Origin of the sequence: Lactococcus petauri, from assembly GCF_023499275.1 — a bacterium.
GTDB classification, from domain to species: domain Bacteria; phylum Bacillota; class Bacilli; order Lactobacillales; family Streptococcaceae; genus Lactococcus; species Lactococcus petauri.
Map to the genome: position 1 here is coordinate 1,337,630 of NZ_CP094882.1, position 22,177 is coordinate 1,359,806.

General features: G+C 38.6%; 18 protein-coding genes. 3 read left to right on the top strand and 15 right to left on the bottom strand.

Annotated elements, in window-relative coordinates:
* Positions 1-11: 11 nt before the first annotated feature.
* The 7 genes from lgb_RS06530 to sdaAB form a co-directional block, all read right to left on the bottom strand.
* Complete coding sequence (locus lgb_RS06530) at positions 12-962, bottom strand: glycosylasparaginase (protein WP_019292696.1); 951 nt, start codon at positions 960-962, stop codon at positions 12-14.
* Positions 963-1,088: 126 nt separating this feature from the next.
* Positions 1,089-2,867, bottom strand: coding sequence for a DNA helicase RecQ (gene recQ, locus lgb_RS06535; RefSeq protein WP_019293835.1), 1,779 nt, complete (start codon positions 2,865-2,867; stop codon positions 1,089-1,091).
* 76 nt (positions 2,868-2,943) lie between these two features.
* Entirely contained in the window at positions 2,944-5,031 is a 2,088-nt protein-coding gene (locus lgb_RS06540) for a heavy metal translocating P-type ATPase (protein ID WP_019293836.1), read from the bottom strand.
* A 73-nt stretch (positions 5,032-5,104) separates the two neighbouring features.
* Positions 5,105-5,314, bottom strand: a complete 210-nt coding sequence (locus lgb_RS06545; protein ID WP_004256251.1) for a heavy-metal-associated domain-containing protein — start codon at positions 5,312-5,314, stop codon at positions 5,105-5,107.
* Positions 5,315-5,329: 15 nt separating this feature from the next.
* Positions 5,330-5,770 (bottom strand): CopY/TcrY family copper transport repressor, encoded by a 441-nt coding sequence (locus lgb_RS06550; RefSeq protein WP_004256249.1) that lies wholly within the window; start codon positions 5,768-5,770, stop codon positions 5,330-5,332.
* 143 nt (positions 5,771-5,913) lie between these two features.
* A complete protein-coding gene (sdaAA, locus tag lgb_RS06555) occupies positions 5,914-6,786 on the bottom strand; it encodes an L-serine ammonia-lyase, iron-sulfur-dependent, subunit alpha (RefSeq protein WP_004256247.1) in 873 nt (290 codons plus the stop codon).
* Between the two features lie 9 nt (positions 6,787-6,795).
* Positions 6,796-7,467, bottom strand: coding sequence for an L-serine ammonia-lyase, iron-sulfur-dependent subunit beta (sdaAB, locus tag lgb_RS06560; protein ID WP_004256246.1), 672 nt, complete (start codon positions 7,465-7,467; stop codon positions 6,796-6,798).
* 278 nt (positions 7,468-7,745) lie between these two features.
* On the opposite strand from sdaAB, the gene lgb_RS06565 reads away from it, so the two are divergent.
* Entirely contained in the window at positions 7,746-9,278 is a 1,533-nt protein-coding gene (locus lgb_RS06565) for a class I adenylate-forming enzyme family protein (protein ID WP_249663182.1), read from the top strand.
* A gap of 50 nt (positions 9,279-9,328) precedes the next feature.
* Here the strand turns inward: lgb_RS06565 and menA are convergent, their stop codons facing one another.
* Positions 9,329-10,288 carry a 1,4-dihydroxy-2-naphthoate polyprenyltransferase gene (gene menA, locus lgb_RS06570; protein WP_249663183.1) on the bottom strand — a complete coding sequence of 320 codons (960 nt, stop codon included), beginning with the start codon at positions 10,286-10,288 and terminating at the stop codon, positions 9,329-9,331.
* A gap of 198 nt (positions 10,289-10,486) precedes the next feature.
* Entirely contained in the window at positions 10,487-12,469 is a 1,983-nt protein-coding gene (locus tag lgb_RS06575) for an FAD-dependent oxidoreductase (RefSeq protein ID WP_019293839.1), read from the bottom strand.
* A gap of 254 nt (positions 12,470-12,723) precedes the next feature.
* Here lgb_RS06575 and lgb_RS06580 point away from each other — a divergent pair, with 254 nt between their 5' ends.
* Positions 12,724-13,077 (top strand): iron-sulfur cluster biosynthesis family protein, encoded by a 354-nt coding sequence (locus lgb_RS06580; RefSeq protein WP_019293840.1) that lies wholly within the window; start codon positions 12,724-12,726, stop codon positions 13,075-13,077.
* 134 nt (positions 13,078-13,211) lie between these two features.
* Positions 13,212-14,381: an AI-2E family transporter gene (locus lgb_RS06585; protein WP_019293841.1), complete on the top strand. Its 1,170-nt coding sequence runs from the start codon at positions 13,212-13,214 to the stop codon at positions 14,379-14,381.
* A 13-nt stretch (positions 14,382-14,394) separates the two neighbouring features.
* Here the strand turns inward: lgb_RS06585 and lgb_RS06590 are convergent, their stop codons facing one another.
* From lgb_RS06590 to lgb_RS06615, 6 genes are all read right to left on the bottom strand, one after another.
* Entirely contained in the window at positions 14,395-15,204 is an 810-nt protein-coding gene (locus lgb_RS06590) for an alpha/beta fold hydrolase (protein WP_019293842.1), read from the bottom strand.
* Between the two features lie 153 nt (positions 15,205-15,357).
* Positions 15,358-17,838, bottom strand: coding sequence for a leucine--tRNA ligase (gene leuS, locus lgb_RS06595; protein WP_019293843.1), 2,481 nt, complete (start codon positions 17,836-17,838; stop codon positions 15,358-15,360).
* Between the two features lie 106 nt (positions 17,839-17,944).
* The gene (locus tag lgb_RS06600) at positions 17,945-18,622 is read right to left on the bottom strand and encodes a helix-turn-helix domain-containing protein (RefSeq protein WP_019293844.1); all 678 of its coding nucleotides are present in this window, start codon (positions 18,620-18,622) and stop codon (positions 17,945-17,947) included.
* Positions 18,623-18,656: 34 nt separating this feature from the next.
* A complete protein-coding gene (locus tag lgb_RS06605; protein WP_004256224.1) occupies positions 18,657-19,628 on the bottom strand; it encodes a ribose-phosphate diphosphokinase in 972 nt (323 codons plus the stop codon).
* A 162-nt stretch (positions 19,629-19,790) separates the two neighbouring features.
* Positions 19,791-21,092 (bottom strand): signal recognition particle-docking protein FtsY, encoded by a 1,302-nt coding sequence (gene ftsY, locus lgb_RS06610; RefSeq protein WP_019293678.1) that lies wholly within the window; start codon positions 21,090-21,092, stop codon positions 19,791-19,793.
* 8 nt (positions 21,093-21,100) lie between these two features.
* Entirely contained in the window at positions 21,101-21,910 is an 810-nt protein-coding gene (locus lgb_RS06615; RefSeq protein WP_004256220.1) for a Cof-type HAD-IIB family hydrolase, read from the bottom strand.
* Positions 21,911-22,177: the final 267 nt, after the last annotated feature.

The following is a 22,177-nucleotide window of genomic DNA, read 5'->3' on the forward strand; positions in this document are numbered from 1 at the left end:
TCTCCTTCTACCTATTCGATAGGTGCTTTAATTCTTGCTTCATAAGCATCTAACCATTCTTGGCTAATGGGCTCGATTTTTGTCTTGTGATTTGCTTCTGGGTGGGCGATAAAGATTCTTGGTTCTTGTTTGTGAGTGGCCACACTAAAAGTAAATTCTACATTAGTTGCAACGCCCCAGTTTCCTTCTTTATCCAGTGCGACAAGTGAAAAAGCTCCTGCTTTACCGTATCTTTCTTTCAATTTATCTTCAAAAGAATACACCGCCTGATCACAAGCCTCTTGGGGCGTATGGCCTTCAGACATGAGACGAACGATTTCATAGGATAAAATTCCTTTCATCAAATCTTCACCAAGTCCTGTTGCTGTAGCCCCTCCAACCTGACTATCCACATAAAAGCCGGAACCTGAGAGTGGTGAATCACCAACCCGGCCAGATTTTTTCATGAAGAGACCAGAACTTGAAGTTCCTGCCACCATTTTTCTACTACTGTCTAAGGCAACCATACCCACCGTATCATGTCCATCATAAGCCGAAAGACCTGTACGTTTCATTTCTTCTAAACGTCTCTCCCATATTTTTTTGGCGCGCTCTGTTAACATTTTTTTCTGCTTAAAGCCTGCTTCAATAGCATATTGTCTTGCGCCTGGACCGACTCGCATACTATTAAATTTTTCCTCAGATAAGGCTTTTGCTACTGCTATTGGATTAGCAATATCAGTAATGCCTGCCACTGCACCAATTTTAAAACTATCTCCATCCATATATGCAGCATCCATTTCTAAAATTCCTGCTTCATTTGGTAGTCCACCATATCCGACAGACTTATAATAAGGATAATCTTCAACCTCTTTTATAGCTTGTTCTAGTGCTTCTCCAGCCTCTCCTCCTTTGCTCAAAAGCTCTTCAGCTTTACAAACCCCATCATGAGCCATTCGCCACGTTGCAATAATTCCCCACATAAATACTCCTTTTTTATTTTATATACAATCTAGTATATACTATTTGCATACATTATAAATTAAACGCTTACATTTGTCAAGGCACAAATAAAAATAGAGAAAGACTCATGCTTCTCTATTTTTATACTATTCTTGATTATAGATGTTTAATGCCTCTAGGAACACATGACCATACTTTTTCAACTTCACTTGACCTACACCGGAAACTTCTAAAAATGTCTCTTCGTCTAAAGGCATAATTCTTGTCATGTCTTTCAATGAAGCATCGGAAAATATCATGAAAGGAGGAACGCCTTCTGACTTGGCAATATCGAGACGTAACATCCGTAATTCTTCAAATAACTCCAAATTAAATGTACCATTAGCTACAGACTGTTGCTTAGTAGTGCTTAAAGCTGTACGTCGCCAGACTTGCTCTCTACCTTGTAGAACAGCTATCCCACGATCAGAAACCCCAAGTAAGGGGAATTTGCCTGCGGAGACAGCTAAGTAACCTTCCCCCGCTAAAAAATCAATCAGTTCTCCAACTGCTTTTTGCGAATATCCCTTCATTATGCCAAAAGTTGAGAGTTTTTCAAAATTCCAACGTGCTAAGTTTTTATTTTTAGAGCCTACTAAAACTTGTGCGACTGCTGTTTTTCCGAAACGTTGTTCCATCCGAATAACACAAGACATAACTTTTTGTGCATCAAGCGTAACATCTGTACGCTCCCGGTCGTCTAAACAGTTTGAGCACTTATGACAGTCCTCTCCCGCATCACCAAAATACTGTAAAATATAACCCTGCAAGCAAGTTTCTGAGCTTGTATAAGCTTGCATCTGCCTTAGTTTTTCGTATTCTTGCTCCTTATGTTGCTCACTCCCTTCGCCTTGCTCGATCAAGAAGTTTCTGAGACGAACATCATTGGGCGAAAATAATAAGATAGCATCCGAATCAAGTCCATCTCTTCCTGCACGACCTGCTTCTTGATAGTAGGCTTCAATAGTAGCAGGCATCCCATAATGAATTACAAAACGAACATTGCTCTTATTTATCCCCATTCCAAAAGCATTGGTTGCCACCATAATAGGAACTTCATCATAAAGGAAATCTTCTTGGTTTTTTTGGCGCTCTCCCTCAGCTAAACCGGCATGATAACGTTTAGCAGGAAAATTATTTCGGTTTAACCATTCCGTAACTTCTTCTACTTCTTTACGTGTGTTGGCATAGATAATGCCTGATTCGTCAGTATGTTCTTTTAAGTAGGACTTTAAAAAGTCACGTTTATCTTTTCCTTTAACAACTTCAAAGCGTAAGTTTTCGCGTAAAAAACCTGTTTTAACAGTGTTGTCTTCAGAGATTTGTAATAAGTCTTGAATATCTGCAGATACCCGAGGTGTGGCTGTAGCTGTTAGTGCTAAGATTGTTGGTGAAGTAGGCAAATCAGCCAATCGTTTCGCAAAAGTAACATAAGAAGGTCTAAAATCATGTCCCCATTGAGAGATACAGTGTGCTTCATCAATTGCAACCAAATCAATAGGAAGGTGTTGCAAAAAATAGTTAAAAGATTCTAATTCAAACCGTTCAGGCGCAACAAACAAGATTTTAACCTCGCCATTTTCGATCTGTTGCATTCGGAAATAAGCTTCTTGCTCATCTACTGTCGAATTAATAAATGTTGCTGGTATATTTGCAATATTTAGCTGATCCACCTGATCCTTCATCAGGGAAATTAAAGGCGAGACCACAAGAGTAACGCCTTCTTGTAAAAGGGCAGGTAATTGATAGCAAATGGATTTCCCTGCACCTGTCGGCAATATCCCCAGGGTATCTTTTCCCTGTAGAACTTGCTCTATTATTTGTTTTTGACCTTGACGGAAACTTTCATAGCCAAATATTTCCTTGAGTTTTGCTTCTAAATTCATCTTTTCCTATTATACGTTTAATACTAAAAAAATTCACGAACAAAAGTGAATTTTTTTCTTTTATTTTTAGAGTACCTCAATTTTTTGTTTTAGTTAAAAGTAAGGAATTCAAAATTACGGAAACGCTAGACAAGCTCATTGCTGCTGCAGCAATCATTGGATTGAGTAATCCAAAAGCTGCCAGCGGGATACCAATAATATTGTAAATGAAGGCCCAAAAATAATTTTGTTTGATTTTACTTAAGGTTTTTCGAGAGATCTTAAAGAGATCGAGTAATTTATGGATTTTACCACCCATAATGGTCACATCTCCTGCTTCCATCGCAATATCTGAGCCTGTTGCCATGGCAACACCCACAGTACTACTTGCTAATGCAATAGCATCGTTTATTCCGTCGCCTACCATAATGGAATGTGAAGTTTCTTGGACAATTTTAGCTTTGTCTTCAGGTGATAGATTACTTCTTACTTCATCCAAATTGACAATTTCTTGGATTTTTTTAGCAGAATCTTCATTGTCCCCTGTCAACATCACAGTTTTAATGCCGGCTTTTTTCAGTGCAGCTACGGTCTGCACACTTTCTTGCTTAATTGAAGATTTAAAGGTTGCTGTAGCTATATGGCTTACATCATCCGCAAGATAAATAACAGTATCTGTGCTTGATGTGACATCGTACCCGTGCTCTTCCATAAGTTTTGCATTTCCTGCATAATATTGACGGCCATTTATTTCTCCTGAAAGTCCACGACCAGCAATTTCTTTAAGGTTTTCTACGGGGTAGATTTCCTCAGTTTTTACGGATTGAGCTAACGGATGGTGCGAATGACTTTCTAAACTTGCTAAAATTTTAAATGATTCATCGTTGCCCTCAAATTGAGACAACTCAAATTCACCTGTCGTAATCGTCCCTGTCTTATCAAAGAAAACTGTTGTCACGCTATTTGTCAGTTCTAAAGCATTGGCATTTTTCAACAGCAAGCCATTCTTAGCAGCAAGTCCTGTTCCTGAAATAATTGCGGTTGGTGTCGCTAAACCAAGCGCACATGGGCAAGCAATAACCAATGTTGCCACAGCATGCATAATGGCAGTCAATAATGTCCCAGTAATAGCCCATGTTGCTACAAAAGTCACAAGTGAAATGACCAAAACAATTGGAACAAAGACATTTGAGATTTTATCCGCGAATTTTTGAATATCAGGTTTTGAGGCTTGCGCTTCTTCCATCATTTCAACCATCCGAGAAATAGTCGAATCGTTAACATCTCGAACAACAACAGCTTTAATGGAACCGTCTAAATTCACAGCCCCTTCAAATAGTGTATCATCGTCTGCTTTGACAACAGGTAAAGATTCGCCAGTCAAGTGACTTTCGTCAAAAGATGCTTTACCTTTAAGGATCATTGCATCCAAAGGTACCTTCTCTCCCGGATAAATTTGAATAACATCCCCGATTTGGACTTCTTCAAGCGGGCGCTCACCTTCTTCTGTGTGAACCATTTTAACCCTGCTACTCATCAAGCTCGTGATTGCCTGACTTGTTTTTTCTTTAGCATTGTGCTCAAGTACTTTTCCTAAAACAACCAAGGTAATAATAACCATAGCTGATTCAAAATTCAAAGCATTCTCTTGTCCTAAAAATACCGCTAAAATTAAACTCGAAAAATATGCAACGCTAGTTCCAAGTGCTACTAGAACATCCATATTTGCATTTCCATTTTTCAATGCATGATAAGCGCCGACGTAAAAGCGCCAACCGATAATAAACTGAACAGGTGTTGCGAGAATAAGTTGTAAAACAGGATTGTGTAGAAACATCAAATAGTGTGTGCCCAATACTCCTTCAAACATAGCAAGTACTAAAGGCAGAGTCAAAATTACTGACACGATCAATGACAATCGTAAATTACGATTCCTTCTACGCGCTTGAGCTGCAATTTTTTCTTGATGTGCTTTATCGTTTACAATAGCACCATAGCCCACCTTTTCAACTATATTGATCACATCTTGATCATTAATGCTATCATCAAAAATGACTTTTGCTTTTTCGGTTGCCAAGTTAACTGTTGCTTCTTGGATTTTATTCGAGTTATTCAATGCTTTGGATACGGTATTCACACAGTTTGCACAGGTCATACCCGTGATGACAAAGTTTTGACTTCTCATTTTCTACTCCTTCATTAAATTTACAAATGTAAACATTGTGTTCCAGAGAAAACTGCCCCTAAGGACAGCCTTCTTATTTTACTAATTCGTAGCCAGCTTCTTTAACAGCCATTGCTAAATCTTCTACGGGTGTTGTCGCTGCATCGAATTTCACAAGTGCTTCATTCTTTTTTAAAGAGACTTTTGCGGATTTTACACCAGTAAGCCCTTCGAGTGCTGAAGTCACATGCATTGCACAGTGATCACAAGTCATACCTTTGATTACGAATTTTTCTTTTTCCATTATCTCTCCTCCATATTAGCTGACGTGTTGGCAGCTGCAAGAATTAAAATTTTCTAAACAAGTACAAGTTGTTTCTTGAACTGTTTCTTTATTTTTTAACGCTTCTTGCAAACTTGCTACATCTTCTGAAGTCAAGTTTGACAAGGCGATCATATCGGCTAAGAGCTTCACTTGTTTTGTTTCACAAACTTTTTCAAGTAAAGACTGTCCCATCATTTGAATAGCTGTACATTCTGCCATTAAAGGGCGATAAACAAACTTACGACCTTCTTTTTCAGTACTTAGCATTCCCTTTTTCACGAGGCGCCCCAGCAAAGTTTTAACTGTTGCTAGAGACCAATCCAAATCGGGCGAAATTTGACAAGAAATCTCATCAACTCGTGCTTCGCCGAGCGACCATATAACACGCATAACAATCAATTCTGCATTTGATATATTAAATTCTGTTTCGTTCATTGGCGCTCCTTACTTTATTTTTACTACAACTACAGTTTACAACTGTAAACTATAAATGTCAAGTCACAACTCTGTATTATAAATAAAAAAACCCTTTAAGGCAAGTATAGACTTTCAAAAAGGGTCGTTTATTTTCAATATTATTATTTTCCGTCACCAAAGATGCGTTCCATAATTTCACGTCCTGTTGGCGTTGCAGCAAGCCCACCTTCACCAGTTTCACGGTGAGCAGAGGGCAGTGAGCGTCCTACATTGTACATACATGTGATCACTTCATCAACAGGTATAACTGTTTTAACACCAGCTAAAGCCATATCGGCAGAAATCATCGCCTGAGAAGCCCCCATAGCGTTACGATGGACACAAGGAATTTCTACTAAACCTGCGACAGGGTCACAAATGAGGCCCAACATATTTTGGAGTGTCAAGGCTAAAGCTATTCCGGCTTGCTCGCCCGTACCTCCAGCCATGATAACCAAAGCGGCTGCGGACATGGCCGATGCCGACCCAACTTCTGCTTGACATCCTCCTTCAGCACCTGCAATCGTTGCATTGTTTGCGATTGCTAAACCAAAAGCACCAGCTGTAAAGATAAATTCTACCTGCTGCTCATGTGTAAGCCCTAACTTCTTCGTTGCTGCAGAGAGCACACCAGGTAGACATCCAGCTGACCCAGCTGTCGGTGTCGCACAGATGAGTCCCATCTGAGCATTGACTTCATTTACAGCTACGCCATCACGCGCTGCTCCTAAAATAACATCACCTGATATCGCTTTTCCTGATTTAATGTATTCATCCATCTTCTTGGCATCGCCACCTGTAAGTCCTGTTGTTGACTTATTCCCAAGTAGTCCTTCCTCAATTGATGACATCATTGTCGCCAAGTTATGTTCCATCATCTCAATGATTTGTTCACGGCTCGCACCGGTTTGTTCTATTTCTTCTGCAATCATCAATTCAGCAATTGATGGATATGCTTTTGCATCTTCAAGCAGTTCTTGTACATTTGAAAACATAATTACCCCTTATTTAAAGAAATTTACAGCAGAAAGTTTCGGAATGTGTTTCATTTCCTCAAAAGCTTCTTCGACATCGAAACTGTCTACTTCCATAATCATGATTGCTTTTTCACCTTTAGCTTCACGTGTCAAATTCATTTGTGCCACGTTAATATCATGCTTTTCAAAAATAGCTCCGAGACGCGCCAAAATACCTGGTGCATCTTGATGGACAATAACAAAAGTTGGCATCCCTGCTGAAATAGAAATATCGAAACCATTGAGTTCGGTCACTTGAATCAAGCCCCCGCCAATAGAAATCCCTGTGACGCTCATGTCACGGTCCCCTTTTTTCAAAATCAGACGCGCTGTGTTAGGATGGTCTGCCTTATCTTCTGGATGAGGCACATATGTCACTTCCATCCCTTCTTCGTGAGCAATGCGCGGTGCATCTCGTAAGCGAGGATCATCAGGATCCATACCTAAAACACCAGCAACCAAAGCAACATCTGTTCCATGTCCACGATAAGTTTTGGCAAAACTCTCATACAAATGAATCTCAACCTTCTCGGGCAATTCGCCAAAAATTGAACGAATAATCTTTCCTATACGGGCAGCACCGGCAGTGTGAGAACTACTGGGACCAACCATTACAGGACCAATAATGTCAAATACACTTTTGTAACGTAAATTTTCCATATTTCCTCCGCAACTTTGCTCAGCAAAGCTTTTCGTTCGAATTTTTTATATTCCAACGAAACAATTTATTCTTAAAATCATTATAACACTAATACGCTTTCATATCTATATAAAACTGGGGCTGTAGCAAAAAGATAAGTTTGCTAATTTTCCCATTTTACGTGGACTTTTCAGACTATTCTTTAATGATTAAAAATGCAAAAAGGACATTTTTTTCTCAATTCTCGCCGATAGTTTGTGATATAATAAACTTTAGAAAAATAGAAAGAGAGATTTCAATGAAATTCAATCACAAACCTCTGAATCTTTATGTAAATTTCAAAGAATCTGCTGAAAAGTTCCCCAAAAGTCGTTTTATTTTCGATAAAAAGTTAAACGCTTTCCCGGAATTAGAGCTTGAAACAAATTATCAAAGCGTTCACGAAGCAGTCTTGCAAAAAGCTTATAATTTGTCAGCCTTGGGAATAAAAAAAGAAGACAAGGTCATTATTTTTAAATCAAGTGCTTTTGACACTTATCTTCTTGCCGTTGCTGTGTCCTATCTGGGTGCTGTGCCTGCAATGATTTCCCATCACTTTTCTACACCAGTAATGGATACTCTTGCTGCACGCCTTGAAACTCCTTGGCTCATTTTTGATGAAGATACAGATGCTGTCGTTCAGGAATTAAAAAATGTAAACGAAGATCACAAACTCCTTGTTTCTGACTTTGCTTCAATCACTAATAGTCCTGAGGTAAGCAATCAACAATTAGCTACGGATGAGATTGCTTATCTCACACATACCTCAGGTACTACTGGAATTCCGAAACTGATTGCACACTCAGCTCAATCTATGGGCTGGCGTTGGGTCTTGCAACGTACAGTAATGGATTGGATGCCAGACAAATCTTCACTGTTGGCATTCCATATTTCACCTGTTCATTCCCGCTTTAACATTGGTATATCATCAGCCATGACCTTCGGCTTTGATCTTATGCCACTTTCTAATTTAGAAAAAAATACTGTGCTTAGCATGTTTGAAAAATATCGCCCTACAGCTTTTGAAACACACCCAAACCATTTTGTTCGTCTATCAAATGTTGTAAAGGAAACACCCGAGGCCTTTGCTTCTATTCGCTATCTCCACTCTACTTTTGATGCGATTAACAAAGATACGATGCATACTTTCCTTGCGGCTTCTAAAGAGGAAAATCCTGTTTTCTTGCAAATCTACGGTCAGTCTGAATGCGGTCCAATGATTTGGAAAAAACACCGCCTTAGTACCTTACCAAGTACAAATGCTCGTGAAATGGGCATCGGCATGCCTGGACTTTCCCAAGCGCGCGTAACAGATGCTGACGGAAATGTTGTTCCTGCTGGTACACCTGGTCATATTCATTTCCTCTCTAAAGGGCGTGCTCTTACTTATTATAAAGAGGATAGTCGTTTTGCTGAAGAAGTTTATGGCGACTGGTGGGATACAGGCGACTGGGGGATTATGGATGAAAATGGTGTGCTCTTCCTCTATGATCGTCAAGTTGATCTCATTGACAAGGTGGAGTCAAACTTAGCCATTGAAGATCTCCTCCTCGATCAACACGACTTTCTTGACGAAGTAATAATTATCCGCGATGCTTCTGGACATCCTCAACCTATTTTGGCGCTTGCCGAAGGTAAAGAAATGGACTGGAAAGCTTGGTGGTCTTCTATCATTGACATGCCATTCCTAAATGAGCCGCTTCTCATGGACTATGATGCGATACCTCGTACAGCCACAATGAAAGTTCAAAGATTAGCTCTTGAGCGTGAACTTGCAGCAGCTAAAAAATAAATATCATATACAAAAAAGGTAGTTCCCAAGAGGAAACTACCTTTTTTAAATTATTTTGCTACTGCTTGCCACAGAAGCGATAAAAGGAGAGAGAAAGCATAAGAGCTATTAAATAAAACCATATTTTTTAAAGAATAAACAAAGCTATGAGGCGCAGGAACTTCTGCTGCATGGTGTTTCAAGTTCTTCTGAATTATCGGAAAGGAAAGAACAGTCAATAATGTTGGCCATTCAAAAATTCCAATGAAAAAACCTAAAATAATGAAGAAATATGCACTGTACATAAGCAGTTGAAAAAGCTGAATACCTTGTTTACGTCCAATATAATAAACTAAAGTATAACGATGGTTTTTAATATCTGTATCCCAATCACGCAAGTTGTTAGCCAGCATAATATTTGCAATCGTAAAGACTAACGGTAAACTCGCAATTACCATTGCTATAGCACCAACTATATCTCCAGAAAGCGCAAAAGAGTTTGCCGCAAAGTTGAGATCAAGTTTAAAAATAGGATTTTCTGCACTATTGATGAGAATCACCATTGCAAAGATTCCAAATCCCATTGTTCCACCGGAAAAGATTTCACCCAATGGCATACGAGAAAGAGGTATCGGACCATAAGTATAAAAAACGCCGATAAAGAAGACGATGCCTCCCAGCACCAAAAAGAGCCAGCCCGTAAAATAAGCCAAAAGGAAACCCAAACCCAGGCTGACAAGAACCATGAATACTATCAAATTTCTAACAAAATGTGGTGACAGATTAGCTTTACCAATAATATTTTCTTGTTTTTGATAAATTTCATCTTTAGCTTTTTGAAAATCTTGATAATTGTTAATCGCTGTTACCGTCATATCAAAAATAAGCATAGCCAATAAAAAAAGAAACGATAGGCCAGCGTTAAATGTTTTAAAATAACTCAGACTGAAAAATAAGCCAATAATATAAGGAAATATACTGGCAATTTTGGTTTTAATTTCAACAAGTTCTAAAAATGTTTTAAATGTCATAAAGCGTTTGGGATATCCTTCACTATATTTTCTTTGGTTTTCAAACAATCAAACTTCCTAGATGTTTAATTCTTCTTAGGATGCTCATCTTTTCCAGACAGCATGAACACTCTATATTATAGCTGATAAATGCTCCAGAATCAATTTCCGAAGGAATTTATCAGAAATAAAAAATAGCTCTAATGAGCTATTTTTTAATTAACGTCCTTTATAAATTGAACGAGATTTACCATACCATACTTGGGTAAGTATTTTTTGAATCCAAGGTTGAACCCATTTATCTAAACCAAATGCGCGGCCTGAACCGTTCATTAAGGCAATTGCTACTGGAATAAACCAGATGTTTACCCAGAAGAACATACCAGATAGTGCGAACATCACTGTCAATGCTGCAGTTACAGCTGATGCAATCCAAGTAAAGAGACCAAAGATAATAGCAAGAGCAAGTAAAACTTCAACGATAGACATGAATTTTTGCATGAACAATGCAACATCACGATTTGGAATCATGAACTTAAAGATAGGTTCCATCCAATGTGGTACTTTTTCAAGTACTGGCATTGGCTCTGTACCATAAGCATATGAGAGACCCCATTCTGTCGCTTTGTGTGCAGCTTCTGCTCCACCACTAGCAGCAGCGCCAGTTGCACCAGCAGCAGCATCTGCAGCTTTAGTTGCAGCTTCACCTGTTGCGCCAGCAGCAGCATCTGCATGTTTAGGTACTTCTTGCAACCAAGCAAATGGGAATTTAAGATCGTCTGTGAACCAAGAACCTTTACCAAACCAAGTTGTAGGATTAAAGAATTGACCTTCACCAACAATTTTCTTCATTGCTTCTGTCAACCAAACAAGACCATAGAAGATACGAAGTGGCACAGCCCAGAGTACGTTACCTAAACGTGAAGTGTGACCACGCATGAAGTTACGATCATCTTTTGTACGGAAAACTTCATCCAAAGCATAACGCCAGAAATAATGAGCGGAACGGATTTGCAATGTGTAGATAAAGTAAACAATGTTTTTCATCAACATTGCCCAGAAACCTGTCAAACGCATGTTTCCGACTTTAGCAACACCCCAAGTTGAACCGATAGAAACCATTGTTCCTTGGTATTTGCTTTCGTGTTTATGTTTGCTTCCACCGTTAATATCTGCGATGATATTTGAAGCTGCTGTGTGCGCTGTTTGCTCTGCCGCTTCAACGATTTGTGGTGTTGGACGACCTGTATCAGGTTCGATATAACCTGATACATCTCCGGCTACATAGATACCTTTATCTTCAAAACCAACTGCTTCCATAAATTCATTGGCTTGGAGACGATGTCCACGTTCTGTTTCGTTAAGATTAGTCTGTGCTGCTGTATTCCCTTGAACACCTGTAGTCCAAATCAATGTGTGTGTTGGGATTTCTTTTGAAACTTTTTCTTCGTCTCGTCCACCAACATTTACTTTGATGTGATCTTCTGCAACTTCAACGATACCGTGATTTGTCAATACATTGACATTTTTCTTTTCAAGATATGCATGTGCACGGTCTGCTTGTTTGCGGTCCAATGTATTCAAGATTGTTGGCATCATTTCAACAACGTTGATTGTGATTTCTTCCTCAGGAATTTTCCAATCTGTTGAAACCTTCTTACGCCAGTCAATCAATTCACCAGCCATTTCAATCCCTGTGAAACCTGAGCCTGCAACAGAGATAGTCAAAAGTGCACGGCGTTTTTCATCGTCAACTTCTGTTGAACCATATTGAACAACAGTTTCAAGTTGACGTTTGATACGCATAGCATCTTCGAGTGACCAAAGAGTAAAACCATGTTCTTTAACACCAGGTACCCCAAAGTCGTTAGGTTCACCACCAAGAGCAACTACAACATAGTCATAGTCGTAGCTTCCTTGTTCAGTGATAACCTTTTTGTTATCTTTATCAAGACTGACAACAGCATCAGTTACAAGGCTCACATTTTTACGTTTTCCCAAAAGTTTTTGGAAGTCATATTGAACTGTTGTGAATGGCACACGTCCTGCTGCAACTTCATGAAGTTGCGTCATAGATGTATGATAACTGTGTTTGTCAATCAAAGTGATGTCAGCATTCGCTTTAAGCTTTTTCGAAAGCTCACGTGTTGCATGAACCCCAGCAACACCACCACCGATGACTACGATTTTTTTCTTAGTCATTTAAAATCGGTCTCCTACTAGTAATATAATAATGAAAAAAATTTCCATCTAACATTATATCGCTTTCATGCTGCTTTGTAAAGTCCGACATTGTGCTTCTACTAAGTAAGCGGACAAATAAAAGTTAGTTGACGAATTTATACATACCCTATCCTGTTTTTAAAGTCAAAATTAAAAATTTTATAAGAGTACCTAGCTTCTTTTTTCAAGCTGAATTGCTGCATATTCCCCTAGCTATGTAGTACAATAATTTTATGAAGCTTACATTTGATGATACTATCACCAAGCGCCTATTAGCGCTTATTGAAGATGAGCCTGCTGACTTTGTCTTAGACTTTGATCATACTTTAAGTAATGAGACACTCCCAAGCAGCTGTTGTGGCATTACACGTTATCGTATTGTTGCCGTTAATAAAGGAGAAGTTCCTAAAGTTTTTGATGGGAAAATCAGCTCACCTTTAGGTGATTTCTACTGCAAGGCTTGGGGTATGATGTATTTTGATGAAAATATGCGTGTCCGTGTTACGGCCAATCATTTGATTGAGATTATGGGCGATGGCGAAAAGATAGCCCCACATATTGAAATTGTTGACTATCGTCACCAATAAATAGTTATCCTATTTTTGTCCAAACTACAGAAATTTTCTGTGGTTTTTTCTTAAAATAATTGACAGAGTTTTCTAATGATATTACAATAAAAGGAACTACTTTATATCAAGTTACCCGAAAGGACATCTCGCCCATGGGAAAAATAAAAATCAACTGGAACCTTTGGCTTAACGGACTACTTTTTTTCGTTGTGCTTTTCTTACTTTTTAATGTCATTTCAAACATTACCCCTATTACAAAAAGCATTGGCAATTTTTTACAAATTCTCTCACCTCTGTTTCTCGGAGCAATCGTTGCATACTTTTTAGATAAACCTATTCATAAACTTAGCTTGCTTTTTAGACGTTTGAATGTAAAATTTATCCAACATCATGCAAGAAAATTTAGTATTTTTGTCACTTATATGATTTTCTTACTTCTCCTCTTTTTTGTTATTTATTATCTCTTTCCCATTGTGGTTCGTAACTTACTCGAGTTTCTACGCTTATTACCTACGATTTACCAAAATATTTATCAATGGCTCAGCAGTAATCAATTTCAAGAGTTAGATAATTTCTTACAAATCGAAGACTCTATTCGCTCTTTTGTCAATGCGTTTAGTGCACAAGACGCCGCACGCTACATTACCAGCGGCATTGAATCTCTGAGTACTTTTACTTTCACACTTGCTTCACAGCTTTTCCGTATTGTTGTTGGCATTATCATTTCAATTTATCTTTTGTTATATAAAGAAAGTATCTTACAGATTCTCTCCCGCTTTGGGAAGATTTCTGCTAAGCAGGAGCATCTCCAAGCAATAAAATATTATCTTCGCCAAACAGATATTATCTTCTATAAATTTATTTCCACACAATTCATTGATGCATGCATCATGTGGATTTCATCCACGTTCTTACTATTTATCCTCCACATAACGAGCGTTGCTCATAATCCCTTCTCAGTGGCCTTAGGTTTGCTTATTGGTATTTGCAACATGATTCCTTATTTTGGTTCAATTTTTGCTTCGATTGTCGCAATGATTATCGCTTTTTTTACCGGCGGTTGGGAAGCAGGGCTTGTTACGATTATTATGCTCATCATCCTTCAGCAAATTGATGGAAATATCATCGGACCAAAACTAATGAGTGGTGCTTTGAATGTTAACCCCATTATCGTTATTATCTCTATCTCGATTGGCGGCGCTTATTTTGGTATATTAGGCATGTTCGTCGCTGTACCTGTCGCAGCCTTACTTAAAATTATTTTTATGGAGTATTTAGAGGCTAAGGAAAGTAAACTTTCTCTCACTCCTCACGAAAAATAAAAAAGAGTTATTTCTAACTCTTTTTTTCTTGGACTTTTTGAATAAAATTAAGGAGTTTTTGGTTAAAAGCCTCAATATTTTCCACATGAAGAATATGACCACAATCTGCAAAAATACTTACCTCTGATTGTGCGTTATGTTGTAGGTTCCGTGCTGCCTGAGCATGTTCTGGAGGAAAAATAGGCGAACACCCACCAGCAAAGAACAAATGGGGAACCGTTTCGCGCATAAGATTCTGACGCCAATCTTGCGTAATCACATTTTGAAGCAAGGCTTGGTGCTTTTGAAAATTAAAGGGCAACATCCCTTTACCTAACACACGTTTTACTTGATCTGTCAATTGACGATGAGTTAATTTTGTGCGCGGAAAATCTTTAATAAAATCAGATAATTCACCAAGAGTTTTACCTGTTTGTCCATCTAACCAGTCCGGTGCTCTCATAAATGTAGGTGCTTGATCCTCTGTTACGATTGCTGTTAACTTTCCGTCTGTAAAAAGCTCTTCATATGCCATAATGGTCGCTGCTCCCATCGAGTGTCCAACCAATACAGGTAGAGAAAGTTGCAGAGCATTCATCAACTCTTCTAAATCAGTCGCCAAACGATGTAAGGTCATCCCATAATCTACTTCTTGGCTTTGTCCATGACTCCGGTGATCATAAGTGACTACACGATAACCTGCAGCAACAAAATAATCGACTTGAAAAGCCCAAGTAACTTCACTCGCAGAATAGCCGTTAATAAAAACGATTGCTTGATTTTCTGTTGCTCCATAGCTATGATAATTGATCTGAACTCCATCATTTGTTGTATAAAAAGGCATTGTTTCTTCTTTCTATTGCTCAATCTTTTACTGTACATATCTGACAGCAAAAACTATTCATATTGTAGCAAAAAAGACGACGAAATCCTGATTTTTTGCTTTAATGTTTGGTAATGAACAGAAAAAGAGCGAAATTTGCTCGCTCTTTTTAGATTATTTAACAACAATATTTACCAATTTATTCGGAATTGCGATAACTTTAACGATATTTCCTTCCACTTCGACTGCTTCTAAAGCTACTTTTTCAAGTTGGTCTTTTGGTAAATCTTTTTCAATCATGACTTTAGCTTTTAACTTACCGTTGATTTGAACGACAATTTCTATTTCATCTTCAACAAGTTTGCTTTCATCAAATGATGGCCACGCAACATACGAAATACCTGCCTCATTACCGAGTTCAACCCAGAGTTCTTCTGCAAGGTGAGGTGCAAATGGAGCTAAAAGTTGAACAAAGCCCTTCGCATATTCAAGCGGTAATGTTTTAGACTTATTGGCTGCATTTACAAAGATCATCAATTGAGAAATTGCTGTATTAAACAACATGTGATCCAAGCGCTCGGTAACGTTTTTAACTGTTTCATTATAAACTTTATCTAGGCTACCATCATTTTCTTCAGTGATTGTGCTATTGCTGAGCAAACGAACCACACGATCCAAGAATTTACGTGCACCTTCCAGTCCTTCTTCTGACCAAGGAATACTTGCATCTAAAGGTCCCATGAACATTTCATAAACACGTAAAGTATCGGCTCCGTAACGTTTAACGACATCATCGGGATTAACCACATTTTTCAATGATTTAGACATTTTAGCTGGAGCTTGCTCAAGCTCTTCGCCAGTCTCAACATTGTAATAAGAGCCATCACGTTTTTCAACCTTATCTGTAGCAACCAAAGCACCGCGACTATCGCGATATGAAGTTCCCAAAATCATCCCTTGATTGAAAAGCTTTTGGAAGGGTTCATTTGTTGGAACAACACCCAAGTCAAAGAGAACTTTATGCCAGAATCGTGCATAGAGAAGGTGAAGAACCGCATGTTCGGCTCCGCCGACATAAATATCAACAGGAAGCCATTCTTTAATCAGCTCTGGATCAGCAATAGCTTGGCTATTTTTAGGATCAATGTAGCGCAAGTAATACCATGACGAACCGGCCCATTGTGGCATTGTATTTGTTTCACGACGGCCTTTTACACCATCTTCGCGTGTCACAGTCAGCCAATCTGTTAAATTCGCCAAAGGTGATTCACCAGTACCTGACGGTTTAATATTTGAAGTTTTTGGTAAAACTAATGGTAGTTCTTCTTCTGGAACAGCAGTAGTTGTACCATCTTCCCAATGAATAATTGGGATTGGCTCGCCCCAATAACGTTGACGACTAAAGAGCCAGTCACGTAGACGATAAGTCACTTTACGAGAGCCGATACCTTTTTCTTCCAGATAAGCGACCATTTTTTCAATCGCTTCTTCCTTTTCCATACCATTCAAGAAATCAGAATTTATAATTTTTCCACCTTCTGTATGGCAGGCTTCTTGAACATTTCCACCATCAAAAACAGGAACGATTTCTAAGTCATAGACTTTAGCGAATTCCCAATCTCGTTCATCATGTCCAGGTACTGCCATAACGGCACCATGTCCGTAGCTTGCAAGAACATAATCAGCAATCCAGATAGGCATTTTTTTGCCACTTACTGGATTAATTGCGTATGCACCTGTCCAAACACCAGTCTTATCCTTTGCCAAGTCTGTACGAGCCAAATCTGACTTAAGGCTGGCTTGGTGTTTATAGTCTTCTACAGCATCAGCTTGTTCAGCAGTAGTAATTTTTTCTACTAATGGGTGCTCTGGTGCAAGAACAGCAAATGTTGAGCCAAAAAGCGTTTCTGGACGCGTTGTGAAAACCGTAAATTCTTCATCAGTGCCCTCAACTTTAAAGTTGATATCTGCACCGACAGATTTACCAATCCAATTGCGTTGCATTTCTTTGATAGATTCTGGCCAGTCGAGCTCTTCCAAATCATTAAGCAAACGCTCCGCATAAGCTGTAATCTTAAGCATCCATTGACGCATCGGCTTGCGAACAACGGGATAGCCGCCACGCTCCGAAGTGCCATCAGGGAGGACTTCTTCATTGGCGATAGCTGTTCCTAATTCTTCAACCCAGTTGACAGCTACTTCAGCTTCATAGGCCAAACCTTTTTCATACAACTTCGTAAAAATCCACTGTGTCCATTTATAAAATTCTGGATCTGTTGTATTTACTTCACGTTCCCAGTCATAGCTGAAACCAAGACTATTGATTTGACGTTTAAAAGTAGCGATATTTTTAGCTGTAAATTCGACAGGATCATTACCTGTATCAATCGCGTACTGCTCGGCAGGCAAACCAAAAGCATCCCAACCCATTGGATGAAGGACATTATAACCTTGCGCCCGTTTATAACGGCTCAGAATATCTGTTGCTGTATAACCTTCAGGATGCCCCACGTGAAGACCTGCTCCTGATGGATAAGGAAACATGTCTAGTGCATAAAATTTCGGTTTGTTTTTGTCTGTTCCTGTACGGAAAGTGTTATTGTCCGCCCAGTATTTTTGCCACTTGGCTTCAATGTCAATGTGTTTGTATTCCATATTTCATTCCTTAAAGTTTTTTATAAATTATATTTACAAATCTCAAATTCTATTATATCAAAAAAATCAAAAAAGCAGATCGCTGCTTTTTATCTGGAGCAGAAAATTATTCATGACCAATTAGACTAAATGCTAAAACTAAATCACTGCCTACAAGTTGTAAGCCATATTTCTGTTCATATTTTTTTACTTTATTGAGTAAGGTGTTCCGATGAACATAGAGCAGCTTTGCTGCAGCTGCTTGATTACCATATGTAGTATAAAGGGCACGCACTAGTTCCTTATCTTCCGGACTTTGCAGAAGCTCTTGTCTGACGTCATTCAATAATAAACTTTCGACATGCATGAGACCCTGAGCCAGAATAGACTCACTAAAGCTGGCTTTTTGCTGAAAAAACTGTGTTTCTTCTTGATAGACTTGCTCGAGCTCTTCGTTGGACACAAAGCTTCCGAGGTAATATTGAAGTTTCTCACCCATATCTTGAGACAAGACTTTTAGACTATCTGTAAGCTCTGATTTACTCAGATTATTCCCAGTATATTCTTCAATAACGAATTGTTTTTCAGCATTTTCTCGTATTACATCAGGTAAGATAAATTTTATATTTTCTACAAGTTCTGAAAAATCCGCAACAGCAAATTGCAAGATACGAAAACGTCCTAGAGGTAAAGACGAAAAGTCAGTAGTCTGCTCTGAAAGTAAGGCTATTAAAGTACGCTCTCGTTGATTAAGCTCTGCTTCTTCCACGTTGCGGTAAAGTTTTTTTATCTTTTCTATTTCCATTTTTCAAAAAAGTGACCTAAAGGTCACTCTGCTCTTAATTTTCCGTAGGGATGTGTAATTCGAAAAGTGGTGACAAGGGACGCTTCTCGTGAATACGGATGATGGCATCGGCAAGCAATGGTGCGATTGAAATCTCAACAATCTTATCACTGCGACGTTCATCTGGTATTTCAATAGTATCCAAAACTACCAACTTATTAATTCCTGAACTTTCGATACGTTCAATAGCTGGACCTGATAAAACAGCATGTGTACATGAAGCATAAACTTCAGTAGCACCAAGCTCTTTCAAGGCATTTGCGGCCAAAGTAATTGTACCAGCTGTATCAATCATATCATCAATCAAGATACACTTCTTCCCTTTAACATCACCGATAATATTCATAATTTCAGCAACGTTGGCGCGTGGACGACGTTTATCAATGATTGCGATTGGTGCTTTCAAGAAAGCCGCTAACTTGCGTGCACGGCCCACACCACCATGGTCAGGAGAAACGATTACTAAATCATCGCCATTGGCAAAGCCGTGACGACGGAAGTAATCAGCAATCAATGGTGAGCCCATAAGGTGATCCACAGGAATATTGAAGAAACCTTGAATCTGAGCAGCATGCAAATCAAAGGTAATCAAGCGGTCTGCACCAGCAATTTGAAGCATGTTTGCGACCAATTTTGATGTGATTGGTTCGCGTGCACGTGCTTTACGGTCTTGACGGGCATAACCATAGTAAGGCATTACCACATTGATTGAGGCAGCACTGGCACGTTTTAAGGCATCCATCATAATCAACAGTTCCATTAAGTTTTCATTAACAGGGGCACTTGTTGATTGGAGGATAAAGACGTGTTCTCCACGGATACTTTCATCGATTTTGACTTCGACTTCACCATCATTATAAGTGAGCACGCGTGATTTTCCAACTTGGATACCAATTTCTTTTGCAACTTTATGAGCCAACTTTTGGTTAGATGAAAGTGCAAATAACTTCAAATTTGAATACGACATGATAGCCTTTCTATATAAAACAGTTCTCTAATTAGACCTTTCCATTTTATCGTGAATTGTGTTTTTTTTCAAGTCCCGATAAACTATCCTAAAGCGAGGCTTTACCATTTTCATCCTAAAATTGAAAAAATGCCTATCTTTTACAGATAGACATTTTTTTTACTAGATGAGCTCCTTAAATAAACCACGTACAAAGAATTCTTCATCAAAGTCTGTAAGATCATTAATCCCTTCGCCCAGTCCGACAAGTTTTACCGGAATTTTCAAGCTCTGAACGATAGATAAAACAATTCCCCCTTTTGCAGAACCATCTAACTTGGTCAAAGCAATCCCCGTAATCGGTGTTACTGCGCTAAATTCTTTAGCTTGTTGAATAGCATTTTGACCTGTTGTTGCATCCAAAGCAAGAATCACTTCATGTGGTGCAGCAGGCAACTCACGCTTGATAATTTTTCCTATTTTTTCCAGTTCTTTCATCAAGTTATCTTTGTTTTGAAGACGACCAGCTGTATCAATCAAAAGAATATCATAGTTTTCTTCTTTTGCTTTTACGACAGCATCAAATACTACACTGGCTGGATCTGAACCTGCTGGTTTCGTGACAACAGGAACCTCTGAGCGTTTGCCCCACTCCACAAGTTGATCAATCGCACCAGCACGGAAAGTATCAGCAGCTGCAAGAAGGACTTTTTTACCTTCGTTTTTATAACGATGAGCAAGTTTACCGATTGTTGTTGTCTTACCTACACCATTTACACCAACAAAAAGGAAAACAGTGAGTTCATCTTGGATATTTAACTCAGACGGTACTTTTTCATCATCAAACTTATCTACAATTTTTTCAACAATTAATTGCCGTAATGCTTCTTGTGATTTTGCATTTGCCAATTTAGCTTCGTTTCGCAACTCTTCTGTAACCTCTAAAGCTAAGTCAACACCAACGTCTGACATAATAAGTGTTTCTTCAAGCTCTTCAAAGAATTCTTCGTCCACAGAACGGAAATTAGCTAAAAAGGCATTGAAACGTTGACCAAAAGTCTTACGTGTTTTTTCTAAAGACTTGTCGTATTTTTCTTCAATATTGGTAGTTTCTTCCTCTTGAGCTGGTGAATCTACTGCAACTTCATTCTCTTCTAAGACTTCTTCCTTTGAGGCAATTGCTTCGACTTCAGCTGCTTCAAGCTCTTCAATTTCATCTTCTAGAATATCAGATTCTTCTTGGAATTCTTCTTTTTCTTCGGCTTCTTCAGCTGAAGGTTCATCTGCAAATTCAGCTACAACTTCAGGCATCGTTTCTATTAAAACTTCTTCATCTGGCTCACTCTGAACAAGTTCTTCAGTTTCTACTTCTTCATCTACGACTTCCCCTGCTTCAACCTCTGGCTGTTCTTTTACTTCAACAACTTCTTCAGGAACATCTTCGATTTCCTTTTTCTTACCAAATAAACGATCAAATAATCCCATATTTCCTCCTACAAAACATATTCTTGAATGACTTCTGCAACTGCATGTTGGTCATTCGTAAAGTTTGAAATAATATTGGCTTCCTTCTTCACAGTCGGTACAGCATTTCCCATTGCAACACCATAACCAGCCCATGAAATCATGCTTAAATCATTTTCTTCATCACCCATCGCCATAACATTCTCAGGTGTGATATCCAATTGTTCAATCAGTTTTGATAAACCAAAGGCCTTGTTTATTCCTTTAGGCATGAATTCTAACAAAATATCACGTGTTTTAAAAATTTCAAACTGGTCAAATAATGTTTTGGGAAATTTAGGAATCTGTGCATCCAGAAAAGCCGCATCTGTACAAGAAACAATCTTATTATAAATTGCATCAGGAGCAAGCTCTTCAAATTTTACGGGGTGAAATTCCAAAAGGCTGTTGATAAAGCCATATTGAGATTGTCGTGCACTCTCCGTGACATAGACAATGTCATCACTTAAAACATCACATGGAATTTCCAAAGCTTGAGTTTCCTGCTTGATGAGGCGAACATCATCATAAGTCAATACTTTCTTTGAAAGAATTTCCCCTGTATTACGTTGCACTAACCCACCATTAAAGGTAATACTAAAGTCATTGAAATCTAGCATCTTCAATGTTTTCAAAAAAGGTTGAATTGCTGCAAGAGGGCGGCCAGTTGTTAAAACTACTTCTACACCGTTCTGACGTGCTTTTTGGATTGCTTCAATATTTGGAGCAGAAATCTCTTTTGCACTGTTCAGCAGTGTTCCATCAAGATCTAAAGCGATCAATTTTACATCATTTGTCATGTTTATATTATAACATACTCTGCCCTACGATAATTGCTCCCTAAGATGCATTTTTTTAGACCAGAAATTAAAAGAGTGAAAGGCATATTCTTTTTACGTATAAGAAATAAGGAAGGTTTTATGAGCTTTAACAGGAAAATTTTTGAAGTATTTTCCTTGAGATTTTAGCTCTCTAGGTACTTCAGAAGAGAGGAGGAAAAGTCATAAAACTCTAGAAAAACAGTAACATTAAACCATTTTCCATCAAGAACTCTCTAAAGAGAGTTA